The sequence below is a fragment of the Pseudolysinimonas sp. genome (genome assembly GCF_031389465.1).
Lineage (GTDB): Bacteria > Actinomycetota > Actinomycetes > Actinomycetales > Microbacteriaceae > Pseudolysinimonas_A.
Genome location: NZ_JANMSQ010000308.1, coordinates 1 through 10855, shown reverse-complemented (window position 1 = coordinate 10855; position 10855 = coordinate 1). Strand labels below are relative to the sequence as shown.

Sequence of the window (10855 nt, the reverse complement as noted above, 5' to 3'; positions counted from 1 at the left end):
CGCGGTGAGCTCGTCGGCCGTGAAGCCCTGCTTCTTGAGGGCGTCCCCGAGTGCGTTGAATGACTTCGGGGCAAAACCGATACCGAAGTGCTGCGCTGCAGCAGCGTCGAAGCCGCGTGTTCCGAGAAAGTCGCGGCCGATCTGCGCCGCCGGGGTCGCCAGTTGCGCCTGGAAGAACTTCTCGGCCGCGGCGTTCGCGGCGAGCAGTCGGGCCCGGTTGCCGTGGTCGCTCGCCTGGCCGCCATCCTCGTAGTGCAGTTCGTAGCCGAGCCGCCCCGCGAGCCGTTCGACGGCTTCGGCGAACGAAACATGGTCCATCTTCTGCAGGAACGAGAAGACGTCGCCGCCCTCGTTGCAGCCGAAGCAGTGGTAGAGCCCCACCTGGGGCCGCACGTGGAAGCTCGGGCTGCGCTCCTCGTGGAACGGGCACAGGCCCTTCATCGAGCCGACGCCGGCGCTCTTCAACGTCACAAAGTCGCCGACGATATCGGCGATGTTGGTACGCGACCGGACTTCGTCGATGTCGCTTCGACGAATCAGCCCGGCCATGGAGTGATCCTATGTTTCGATACACCGGGCGCGCCCGGCACTCTACCCAGGGTTTTCGACGGCGAGGCTAGCTTCATCCGCAAGCAGGGCCCGGATGCGCTCAACGTCGGCGGTCAGCGCCGCGACGAGCGTCGGCACCCCGTCGAACTTCACCATCGGCCGGATGTACTCGACGAAGTCGAGCTCGATCGACTTGCCGTAGGCGTCGACTGAAGTGTCGATCAGGTGCGCCTCGGTGCGCCGCGCCGGGATGCTATCGAAGGTCGGGTTGTTGCCGATCGAAACGGCTGCGCCGTATCGCGCGCCGTCGACCCAGGCCCACGCCGCGTAGACGCCGTCTCCGGGCAGAAACCCTTCCATCGCAGGATCGAGGTTCGCCGTCGGGAAGCCGATCTCGCGTCCGATCGCGTCGCCGTGCACGACGGTCGACCGCACCCGTGGGTACCGGCCCAGCAGCGCTGCGGCCTCTCGCACCTCGCCCGCCGCCAGGTGTTCGCGGATCTTCGTCGACGACACCCGATCGCCGCCCACGAGCACGTCCTCGAGCAGCACGACCTCGAAGCCGTACAGCTTCCCGTGTTCTCGCATCGAGTCGATCCGGCCCGCGCCGCGGTGCCCGAAACGGAAGTCGGCGCCCAGCAACACCAGCCGGGTATCGAGCGCGTCGTGCAGGATGCGTTCGGAAAACTCGACCGGCTCGAGATCGCTCACCTCACGCGTGAACTCGAGCATGAGGGTCGCCGACACGTCGGTCTCGGCAAGGAGGGCAGCCCGCTGGTCGTTCGAGACCAGTGACTCCGGGCATTCGTCGGGCCGCAACAGCGCGAACGGATGCCGGTCGAACGTCACCACGACGGGCTGAAGTCCTCGGTCGGCGGCAAGGGAGGTCAGTTGGGCGAGCACGCCGCGGTGTCCGAGGTGCACGCCGTCAAACTTTCCGACCGTGACGGCGCTCGGGCCGAACCCCGCGGGCACATCGTCGAGGTTCTCGATCAGCAGCATCAGTGCGCGCTCTCGACGGCGACAGCGCGGCGCCCGCGCCACAGGTACAGCAGACCGATGACCGGCAGCACGAGCGGAACGCACAGGTATCCGGCGCCGTAGGCACTCCACACGGTGGCCTCGCGCCCGAACGGATCGATGCTGTCGAGACCGAGAACGGCCGGGGCTGCGACGCTCAGCGTGCCAATCACCAGAACGCCGACGAGCTCGAACCCGATCGTCGCCCAGGCGACGGCATCCCAACGCAGCGCGAGCGCGAGCGTCGCGAGGAGGTAGACGACTGCGGCGAGTGCCGACAGGGAGAACGCAATCGGCGCCTCGGCGAAGCGGTCGACGATCTGGAACACGCTACGTCCGGTCGCGGCGATCGCGAGTACGGCGTAGACGGCGACGAGGATGCGGCCGGGACCGGCGAGAGCGGCGGGGCGTCGGGTGGACATCCGTTTCAGGATAAGGCCAGCGGGTCACGCAAGCTGGATGCTCAGGCTAGCTGGACGGTCCAGATCTGGTTCATCCGGTATGCCATCACGGCGATCGCGAGCGCCCCGACGCCGAGCACGACCGTGCTCCAGCGCGACCGGTCGGTGAGAGCCCAGGCGATTGCGGCCGGCGGCATGAGGCACGCCGTCGCCAGGTAGACCCAGAACTCGGCCAGGTTGCCGGTCGGGTGGTTGCCGACGGCCGGTGCGACGAGCGAGATCACGACCTGTACGAGCAACAGAACCTCGACGAGGGCGACCGCGAGGATCGTCAGGTCGGCCGGCTTGCGACCGACGAGGCCGAGTACGACGCACAGCACGCCGGCGAGCGTCGCGACTCCGATCAACACAAGAGTGAACCCGTCGATCACGACACCACCTCCGCGGTGGGGAAGTTGACGAGCACGCGAGATATCCCGGCGTTCACCGCCACCAGCCCGACCAGCTGCCCCCCGGGGCCGAGCGCCGCGACGATCGGGGCGTCGTCCGCCGCCACCGGGACGCGTTTGCCCTGGCTGAGCGCGAGGACCGCGTCGGCGTCGAGTTCGGTCACCGGGAACAGCCGCCGCGCGACTGCGGCCGGCGCGAGAAGAGCGGCCACGAGGTCGCCGTCGGGGTCGGTCGCTTCGGCGATGTCGAAAGGGCCGACGCGGGTTCGTCGGAGCGCCGTGAGATGACCCCCGACCCCGAGGGCGCTGCCGAGGTCGCGCGCGAGAGCCCGCACGTAGGTACCCGACGAGACGGCGACCCGCACGTCGAGATCGAGCACCGTACCCTCGGTGTTGCTGCTCAGCACCTCGAAGGCCGAGACGGTCACGGGGCGCGCCGGGAGGTCGACATCCTCACCCGCCCGAGCGCGGTCGTACGAGCGCCGACCGTCGACCTTGATCGCACTGAATGTGCTCGGCACCTGGGAGATCTCGCCGGTCAAGGCGCTCACCGCGGTGGCGATCTGCTCGGGAGTCACCCCGCTCGCGTCGGCCTCGGCGAGGATCTCGCCGTCGGCGTCATCGGTCGTCGTCGAGCGCCCGAGGCGGATCGTGGCCGTGTACTCCTTGTCGAGACCGACGAGATAGGTGAGCAGGCGGGTCGAACTGTCGACCCCGAGGATCATCAGCCCGGTCGCCATCGGGTCGAGGGTGCCGGCGTGGCCCACTTTGCGGGTGCCGACCGACCGCCGCGTGCGAGCCACCAGGTCGTGGCTCGTCGGCCCCTGCGGCTTGTCGAGAAGCAGGATGCCTCCGCTGCCCGCCGTGGTTGGGCCTGCGTTCACGGTGTCATGGTAACCGTAGGCTCGCGGTATGCGTGTGGCCGTGATCGGTGCGGGAGCCGTCGGCGGGCTGCTCGCCGCCCTCCTCGACCGTGCGGGGAACCACGTCGAGGTGACCGCCCGCGGCGAGCACCTCGCCGCGATCCGGGCCGACGGGATTGTGCTCGACGGCGGCTACGGGTCGCACGTTGCTCGGGTCGCGGCGAACGAGACCCTCACCGAGCGCCCCGAACTTGCGATTCTCGCGACGAAGGCGCAGGATGCGGCTGCCGCGCTCGCCGCGAACGTGGAGCTGCTCGACGGGGTGCCGTTGCTGGTCGCGCAGAACGGACTCGGCGGCATCCGAGTCGGCGGCGAGGCGCTGCCATCGTCGCCACTCGTCGGCGGGCTCGCACTGTTCGCGACGTCGTACCTCTCCCCCGGCCGCATCACGGTGACGGCCGCGCTGCCCCTCGTCATCGGCGGGGCGCCGGGTACCCCGCCCGCGATCGTCGACCGATTCGCCGAGTTGCTGCGACCGGCACTCCCGATCGAGGTGGTCGACAGCCTCGAAGGCGCCCAGTGGACGAAGCTGCTCATCAACCACGTCAACGCCCTGCCCGCGATCACCGGGCTCTCGGTGCAGCAGACGGTCGCCGACGCTTCGCTGCTCCGGGTCCTCGCCGCGAGTCTGCGTGAGACGGTGCGCATCGCCAACCGCATCGGCATCCGCTTCACCGGTCTGCAGGGCATCCCGGGGTGGATCCTGCCGTGGCTCGGCCGCGGGCCGCTCGCGTTCGCCGCGTGGCTTCCGCGGCGGCTCGCCCGGCGAATGGGCGACGTGCCGAATCCGGGTTCGACGCTGCAGAGCATCCGGCGCGGGCAATTGACCGAGATCGACTTTCTCAACGGGGCGGCCGTTCGCGTCGCGCGCGAGCACGGGTTCGACGCCCCCATCAATGCGGCGCTCGTCGCTCTGGTGCACGAAGTCGAGCGCACCGGGGAGTTCTTGACACCCGCTGAGGTCGCCGAACGAGTCTCTACTGCGGGGCGGGCTTGACCGAGCAGTAGTCGGCGAAGCGTCGCACCGGGGCATCGGGGTCGGTGTTGTCGACGATCGCGCTCGCGGTGGTGTTCGGGTGCGCGTCACGCACATAGAGCCGCTGGGCTTCGGAATACCGAAGGTTCGACTCGGCTTTCGGGCTCGGATCCGCGCCGTCGTGCTCCACCATGCGGCCGAGCCGCACCTTCGGGTCGGCGTCGAGCCAGATCGAGAAGTTCCAGGCCCCGCGCAGTTCGAAGCGGTTGAGGAACACCCCGTCGACGATGAGGATGGCGTCGGCCGGACCCGTCACCCACGCGGATTCGACGGGCACGTCGCGTTCCCGGTCGAAGCCCGCGAGTTGGAAGCCTGTGCTGCCGCCCATCCGGAACGGCTCGATCAGTGCGCGGCGCAGCACCGAGTAGTTGAAGGCATCCCGGTAGTAGCCGTCCGGCGAGTAGCGTCCGGCACGGTAGCGGTGCTCGCGCGGCTGATGGAAGTCATCGACCGACGCGCGGAAGACCGCGAAGCCGGCTCGATCGAACGCGAGGGCGAGGTCGTCGGCAAACCGGGTCTTACCGGCGCCGTCGGGACCGTCGATCGCGAGGGTCGTGCGGCCTTTCGCGTAGTGATGCGCGTACTCGGCCACGAGCGACTCGAGCAGCTCCCGCCGCGCGGGGGCGATTTTCGACCACATCACCACGTGCACATCACCACGGAGCCAGCCTAGCTAGCCTCGCTGATGTGAGACCCGGAACCGCACTCGGCGAGCGCATCGCCGACTGGTATGCGGCCGGGCATCGAGATCTGCCGTGGCGGCGACCGGGTTTCACGCCCTGGGGAACCCTGGTGAGCGAGTTCATGCTGCAGCAGACGCCCGTAGCCCGCGTCATCCCGGCCCTCGAGCGCTGGCTGAGCCGGTGGCCCACCCCCGCCGACCTCGCGAAGGTGCCGCCTGGTGAGGCCGTGCGCGCCTGGGAGCGCCTCGGCTACCCGCGGCGGGCGCTCGCCCTCCACACTGCCGCAACGATGATCGCCGAGCGGCACGGCAACGACGTGCCGGCGGATGTCGACTCCCTGCTCGCGCTGCCCGGAGTCGGGCCGTACACGGCGCGTGCCGTCGCGGCCTTCGCGTACGGCATCCGCACTCCGGTCGTCGACACCAACGTGCGTCGCGTGCTCGCCCGAGCGGTGCGCGGCCAGGGTGAGGCGGGCCCGGCGGGCACGGCGACCGATCTCACCGAGATGGAGGCTCTGTTGCCCGTCGATCCCGCGAGGGCCCGGCTGGTCAACGCCGGCACGATGGAACTCGGGCAGACCGTATGCACGGCGCGGTCGCCGCGCTGCGCGGAGTGCCCTCTCGTCGAGTCGTGCGCCTGGCGGGCGGCCGGATACCCGGCGTACGAGGGGCCGCGCACGGCGGTGCAGAAGAGATACGCGGGCTCCGACCGGCAGGTGCGTGGGCTCGTCCTGCGTGAACTGCGCGCGAGCCACACGTCCGTGCCCGCCGCGGTGATCGCCGGGCTGTGGTCGGATGCCGAACAGCTCACGCGCGCCGTCGACGGCCTGCTGCGTGACGGGCTTGTCAAGCGCGACGGCGAGGAGTTGAGGCTTCCGTAGGCTGATCGGATGCCGTCCCTCCCGCTGAAGCTCACCCGGGAGGCCACGCAACCGGAACTCGCCGCAGCCTTCGCGGCGATCCGCGCCGAACTCGAGCTACCGACCGAGTTCCCGCCCGAGGTCGAAGTCGAAGCGGCACGCGCCGTCGAGGCGTACCGGCTGCCCGATCTGGATCTGACCGACATCCCGTTCGCGACGATCGACCCCGCCGGATCGACCGACCTCGACCAGGCGCTCGCAATCGAGCGCGACGGCGCGGGGTGGCGGGTGTTCTACGCGATCGCCGACCTCCCCGGATTCGTGACCCCCGGCGGCGCGATCGACGTCGAGGCGCGCGACAGGGGCCAGACCCTCTACGCGGCCGACGGTCGTATCCCGTTGCATCCGGTAGCAATCAGCGAGGGTGCCGCTTCACTACTGGCGGATGCCGAGCGCGGCGCGTTCGTCTGGGAGCTCGCGCTCGACTCCGAAGGCCGCGAGACGTCGGTGCGGGTGCGCCGCGCGCGGGTGCGAAGCCGACGGCAGTGGACCTACGAAGAGGCGCAGGCCGCGGTCGGCGACGATCCGATGCTCGGGATGCTGCGCGACGTCGGCGAGGTACGCGTCGCCCGCGAGAGCGAGCGGGGTGGGGCGAGCCTCGCGACGCCCGAGATGCTCGTCGTGCGCGATCGTCACGAGTACCGGCTGGAGCGCCGCGTGGTGCTCCCCGTCGCCACCTGGAACGCCCAGATCTCGCTGCTCACCGGGATGGCGGCCGCTCGCATCATGCTCGACGCAGGCATCGGCATCCTGCGCACCATGCCGCCCGCCGAGCCGGACGCTATCGAGCGGTTCCGGCGGCAGACGATCGCCCTGGGAACGCCCTGGGGCGCCGACGAGCGGTACGGGGATTACCTGCGGCGTCTTGCGAGTGACGAGCCGCGACAGATCGCGATCCGGCATGCCGCAGCTTCGCTGTTCCGCGGGGCGACCTACCTGCCGTTCGACGGCGAAGCTCCCGCCGAGACCGTGCAGTCGGCGATCGGCGCACCCTACGCTCACGTCACGGCTCCCCTCCGGCGGCTGGTCGACCGGTTCGGGCTCGAGGTGTGCGTCGCGGTGTCCGGGGGCGTCGACGTCCCGACCTGGGTGCGGGAGGGGCTGCTTACGCTGCCCGCGGCGATGGGTAGGTCGGCGAACCTGTCGGGTCGCCTCGACCGCCGCATGCTCGACACGGTCGAAGCGGCGGTGCTCGCGCCGCACGTCGGTAAGGAGTTCGACGCCGTTGCGATCACGGACGCCACGGTGCAACTGGGAGACCCGGCGGTTGAGGCCTCATGCGAAGGGATGCTGCGGCCGGGGGCCGAAGTGCGCGTCCGTCTCGAAGCTGCCGACATCGCGACCGGTACCGTGCGGTTTCGGGTCGTCTAGCGCACCGAGAGCATCTGGCCGCGAAGGCGAACGGACAGGCAGGTGACGCAGCCCTCCAACTTCTCGAACTCGCTCATCGGCGTCGTCACGACCTCGAGCCCGCGCTCCCGCAGGATCCCAGCCGTCTCGGGGGCCGACGCCGAGAGCAGCACGCTCTGCGAGTCCAGCACGACGACGGCGACGCCCTCCGGCTCCGGGACAGACAGAAACGTCGCGAAGGCGCCAGGATCATCGACGAGCGGCTCGAAGCCGAGCACCGTGCCGTCGGGAAGAGCCGTGACGCCCGACTTGAGATGCAGCACCTTCGACACCGGCACCACGACGACCTGCCAGCCCCGTGGCGCGAGCAGCCCGCGGAGTGCGTCGATACCCGCGTCGTCGGTGCGCGTGCTGCGGCCGACGTAGGCGGTGCGGTCGATCTTCAACACGTCGCCGCCGTCGAGGTGGGCGGGCGGCTCGAGCCGCGCGACCTCAAGCCCGGTCGTGGCGACCGCACGCGCGGCCGAATCCACCTCGCCGCGGCGTGACTCGGCCCCGGGCGAGGCGAGCACCGCGAGGTCGTCGAAGACGACAACGGCATCTTCGACGAACACGCCGTCCGGGTGCTCGTCAGCGGCGTCGACCTCGATCACGTCCCAGCCACGGCCTCGGAATATCTCGACGTAGGCGCCCCATTGCTCGAGTGCCAGCCCGGCATCCACCGGCACCCGCTCGAAGTGGGTCAGCTCGCCGTCGGCAAGAAGCGGCGACGGGCGACGAACGAGCAGCAGGGACATCCGATCAGGCTACCGACGAGGCATACTCGTTCCCATGCCGGAGCTGCCCGAAGTGCACGCACTGGTGAGCGACCTGCGCACCCGCCTGGTCGGCCGCCCGATCGCTCGGCTCGACATCATCGCGTTCGCGGCACTGAAGACCTACGACCCGCCCGTGTCGGCCCTTGAGGGCCTCCAGATCAGCGGAATCGAGCGGTACGGCAAGTACCTCGACATCCAGGCAGGCGAACTCCACCTGGTCATCCACCTCGCTCGCGCCGGCTGGCTGCGCTGGCGGGAGAAGGCGCCGGTGGCGACAGGTCGCCGCGGCGCGGGACCTCTCGCGGCGCGACTCGTGCTCGACGATGGCACAGGATTCGACCTCACCGAGGCAGGCACCAAGAAGAGCCTCGCGATCCACGTCGTGCGCGACCCCCAGGATGTCGAACGCGTCGCGACCCTCGGCCCCGACCCGCTCGCCGACACCTTCACCGAAGAGGTGCTCGCCGGCATCCTCTCCGCCGCGGGGCGCTCGCAGATCAAAGGCGTGCTGCGGGATCAGCGACTGATCGCCGGGATCGGCAATGCGTACTCCGACGAGATTCTGCACGTCGCGAAGATGTCGCCGTTCAAGCCCGCGAACATGACGCCCGACGATGTGAAGGTGCTCTACGCCGCGGTGCGATCAACGCTCGCCGACGCGGTCGCACGCTCAGAGGGACTCGCCGCATCGGAGCTCAAGGGCGAGAAGAAGTCGAACTTGCGCGTGCATGCGCGCAACGGCGAGGCATGTCCCGTCTGCGGCGACACCGTCCGACAAGTGATCTACTCCGACTCGACCTTCCAGTACTGCCCGACCTGCCAGACGGGCGGCAAACCGCTCGCCGATCGAGTTCTCAGCCGCCTACTGAAGTAGAGATGGCGCGCTCGATGCCGACGATGAGCAGTTCAAGCACGAACTCGAACTCGGCGACGTGGTCGTGCTCGGCCACCGCGAGTGTGGCCGCGAGGTGCGGGTAGGCCGCCGCGCCTGCCCCGGAAAGCAGCTCATCCAGCGGGTAGCCGTGCGCCGACGGACCGACTTGCAGTCGCAGTTCCTGCAGAGTGAAGGCGAAGACGTGCACCTCCACGGCGTGCATCGCGTCGTGGGCGAGCTGAGGCGAGCATCCGCCGGCCAACAGGGTTCCGATCACCGCGTCGACGAACCGCAGGCGCGCCGGACCGACGGCGGGGCGGCTGGTTGCCAGGCCGGCTGCCCAGGGATGCGCGAGAAGCACACTGTGTGCACCCCGCACGAGACCGCGCAGCGACTCGCGCCACCCGACCGCCTCGTCACGCGCGGGGAATCGGGCGATGACGTCATCCACCATCCCGTCGAGGAGGTCGTCTTTGTTGTGCACGTGCCGGTAGAGCGACATCGCCTCCACCCCGAGCGATACGCCGACGCGGCGCATGCTCACCGCGTCGAGCCCGTGCTCGTCGGCGAGTTCGACGGCAGCGGCGAGTACCCGGTCGCGGGAGAGAACCGCCCGCTGGGCTCTACGCCGCGGATTCACTCCTCCAGCTTATCTCTTACGCTTACGTCGTAAGCAAGACCTCCCTGGTCAGCAGGGTGCGGCAGACTCAACGCGACGAACATCGGAGGAACTGTGGGCACCTGGGGTGCGGGCGTTTTCGAGAACGACGAGACGATGGACTTTCTCTGGGAGGTCGAAGAGGGCGGAGTGGAAGCCCTGCGCGACGCGCTCGATCAGATGATCGACGCCGCCGGGCGACCGGAGGCGTGGGCGGAGAGCACCGCGATCGCCGCCGCCGCTATCATCGCCGCCGCCTACGACGGTCGCGCCGACCTGCTCCCCGAGGAAGCGACCGCCCTCCTCGCCAGCCTCGCTCCCTCGATCCTCGAAGACCAGGCGTTGCGCGACCGGGCGCGCTACGCCGTGCACCTCGTGCTCACCGGCGACTCCGAACTGCTCGAGCTGTGGCGCAGCTCGGGCGAGTCGGATGCGGCCATCGCCGCGATCGCCGAAGTGCAGACCCGGCTGAGCGACTAGTTCGCGACGGACTGCGTGGTCGCAATGCGTGCGAGCAACGCGGCGAAGGCAACCGGGTCCTCCTGGAACGGGGCGTGCCCGTGAGGAACTCGGATGACGTCGGCCCCGCTGCGGGCGGCGAGCGACTCTTGCACGAACGGCGGGACCACTGCGTCGTTCTCGGTCAAGATGTAGGTCGCCGGGCGGGTCTTCCAGGCAACCTGAGTGGCGGCAGTCGTGACCGACGCCAACGATTGCGGGCGGAACATGTCGGCGAGCTGTTCAGACGCTTCACGCGGAACCCCCGGCGGCATGTCGGCGGCGATCATCTCCACCCGCTCGTCGCGCGTGCGGCCCATCGTCATCTGACCGTCCGCGACACCCCACCACTCCGGCTGGGTGCCGCCCATGACGTCGAGAAGGCTCTCCCCAGCATCGACAGCGAAAGCGGCGACGTAGACGAGGCGTTCGACGGACGGGTGGTCGCCAGCCTCCGTGACGGGTATCCCGCCGTACGAGTGCCCAACGAGCACAACGGGGCCGTCGGCACGTTCGATCGCCGCGGTAACGGCGGCGGCATCCGCAAGCAATCCTTCGGTGCTGCCGGTCGAGGGTAGATCGATCGCATCGACCTCCCAGCCATCTCCTTTGAGAATCTGCACGATGGGCTCAAACTCCCAGGGGCCCACCCAGGCGCCGTGCACGAGGTCGATGCG

14 protein-coding genes are annotated in these 10855 nt (G+C 69.6%); 5 read left to right on the top strand and 9 right to left on the bottom strand.

What is annotated here, in order from left to right; genetic code table 11:
* From RMO30_RS11945 to truB, 5 genes are all read right to left on the bottom strand, one after another.
* Positions 1-549 (bottom strand): DNA primase (locus RMO30_RS11945; RefSeq protein ID WP_309713755.1); only part of this gene is annotated, 549 nt, incomplete at its 3' end.
* 42 nt (positions 550-591) lie between these two features.
* Entirely contained in the window at positions 592-1551 is a 960-nt protein-coding gene (locus tag RMO30_RS11940; protein ID WP_309713753.1) for a bifunctional riboflavin kinase/FAD synthetase, read from the bottom strand.
* Positions 1551-1991: a hypothetical protein gene (locus RMO30_RS11935; protein WP_309713750.1), complete on the bottom strand. Its 441-nt coding sequence runs from the start codon at positions 1989-1991 to the stop codon at positions 1551-1553. The genes RMO30_RS11940 and RMO30_RS11935 overlap by 1 nt, the downstream gene beginning before the upstream one ends.
* A 41-nt stretch (positions 1992-2032) precedes the next feature.
* Positions 2033-2401, bottom strand: coding sequence for a hypothetical protein (locus tag RMO30_RS11930; protein ID WP_309713749.1), 369 nt, complete (start codon positions 2399-2401; stop codon positions 2033-2035).
* On the bottom strand, positions 2398-3303 hold the full coding sequence (gene truB / locus RMO30_RS11925; RefSeq protein WP_309713746.1) for a tRNA pseudouridine(55) synthase TruB: 906 nt from the start codon (positions 3301-3303) through the stop codon (positions 2398-2400). Before truB ends, RMO30_RS11930 begins: the two co-directional genes overlap by 4 nt.
* A gap of 28 nt (positions 3304-3331) precedes the next feature.
* Between truB and RMO30_RS11920 the strand changes: the two genes are divergently transcribed.
* Positions 3332-4339 carry a 2-dehydropantoate 2-reductase gene (locus tag RMO30_RS11920; protein ID WP_309713742.1) on the top strand — a complete coding sequence of 336 codons (1008 nt, stop codon included), beginning with the start codon at positions 3332-3334 and terminating at the stop codon, positions 4337-4339.
* Here RMO30_RS11920 and RMO30_RS11915 read toward each other — a convergent pair.
* Positions 4320-5018 (bottom strand): uridine kinase, encoded by a 699-nt coding sequence (locus tag RMO30_RS11915; RefSeq protein ID WP_397427935.1) that lies wholly within the window; start codon positions 5016-5018, stop codon positions 4320-4322. The genes RMO30_RS11920 and RMO30_RS11915 overlap by 20 nt on opposite strands.
* Before the next feature lie 47 nt (positions 5019-5065).
* Between RMO30_RS11915 and RMO30_RS11910 the strand changes: the two genes are divergently transcribed.
* Both RMO30_RS11910 and RMO30_RS11905 read left to right on the top strand, forming a co-directional pair.
* Complete coding sequence (locus RMO30_RS11910) at positions 5066-5941, top strand: A/G-specific adenine glycosylase (RefSeq protein ID WP_309713738.1); 876 nt, start codon at positions 5066-5068, stop codon at positions 5939-5941.
* A gap of 9 nt (positions 5942-5950) precedes the next feature.
* The gene (locus RMO30_RS11905) at positions 5951-7351 is read left to right on the top strand and encodes an RNB domain-containing ribonuclease (RefSeq protein WP_309713735.1); all 1401 of its coding nucleotides are present in this window, start codon (positions 5951-5953) and stop codon (positions 7349-7351) included.
* On the opposite strand, the gene ddaH is transcribed toward RMO30_RS11905, so the two are convergent.
* The gene (gene ddaH / locus RMO30_RS11900; protein ID WP_309713732.1) at positions 7348-8127 is read right to left on the bottom strand and encodes a dimethylargininase; all 780 of its coding nucleotides are present in this window, start codon (positions 8125-8127) and stop codon (positions 7348-7350) included. The two genes, RMO30_RS11905 and ddaH, sit on opposite strands and share 4 nt — an antisense overlap.
* 34 nt (positions 8128-8161) lie before the next feature.
* On the opposite strand from ddaH, the gene RMO30_RS11895 reads away from it, so the two are divergent.
* The gene (locus tag RMO30_RS11895; protein WP_309713729.1) at positions 8162-9022 is read left to right on the top strand and encodes a DNA-formamidopyrimidine glycosylase family protein; all 861 of its coding nucleotides are present in this window, start codon (positions 8162-8164) and stop codon (positions 9020-9022) included.
* Here the strand turns inward: RMO30_RS11895 and RMO30_RS11890 are convergent.
* On the bottom strand, positions 9003-9662 hold the full coding sequence (locus RMO30_RS11890) for a TetR/AcrR family transcriptional regulator (protein ID WP_309713726.1): 660 nt from the start codon (positions 9660-9662) through the stop codon (positions 9003-9005). The genes RMO30_RS11895 and RMO30_RS11890 overlap by 20 nt on opposite strands.
* A 93-nt stretch (positions 9663-9755) precedes the next feature.
* Between RMO30_RS11890 and RMO30_RS11885 the strand changes: the two genes are divergently transcribed.
* The gene (locus RMO30_RS11885) at positions 9756-10160 is read left to right on the top strand and encodes a DUF4259 domain-containing protein (RefSeq protein WP_309713723.1); all 405 of its coding nucleotides are present in this window, start codon (positions 9756-9758) and stop codon (positions 10158-10160) included.
* Here the strand turns inward: RMO30_RS11885 and RMO30_RS11880 are convergent.
* Positions 10157-10855: alpha/beta hydrolase (locus RMO30_RS11880; protein WP_309713720.1), on the bottom strand; the 699-nt coding region annotated here is incomplete at its 5' end. The two genes, RMO30_RS11885 and RMO30_RS11880, sit on opposite strands and share 4 nt — an antisense overlap.

What these genes read in the sequence shown, in the direction of transcription:
- RMO30_RS11920 (WP_309713742.1), top strand. Translation starts at nt 3,332, where the DNA reads ATGCGTGTGGCCGTGATCGGTGCGGGAGCCGTCGGCGGGCTGCTCGCC.
- RMO30_RS11940 (WP_309713753.1), bottom strand. Translation starts at nt 1,551, where the DNA reads ATGCTGCTGATCGAGAACCTCGACGATGTGCCCGCGGGGTTCGGCCCG.
- RMO30_RS11915 (WP_397427935.1), bottom strand. Translation starts at nt 5,018, where the DNA reads ATGTGGTCGAAAATCGCCCCCGCGCGGCGGGAGCTGCTCGAGTCGCTC.
- ddaH (WP_309713732.1), bottom strand. Translation starts at nt 8,127, where the DNA reads ATGTCCCTGCTGCTCGTTCGTCGCCCGTCGCCGCTTCTTGCCGACGGC.
- RMO30_RS11905 (WP_309713735.1), top strand. Translation starts at nt 5,951, where the DNA reads ATGCCGTCCCTCCCGCTGAAGCTCACCCGGGAGGCCACGCAACCGGAA.
- RMO30_RS11895 (WP_309713729.1), top strand. Translation starts at nt 8,162, where the DNA reads ATGCCGGAGCTGCCCGAAGTGCACGCACTGGTGAGCGACCTGCGCACC.
- RMO30_RS11935 (WP_309713750.1), bottom strand. Translation starts at nt 1,991, where the DNA reads ATGTCCACCCGACGCCCCGCCGCTCTCGCCGGTCCCGGCCGCATCCTC.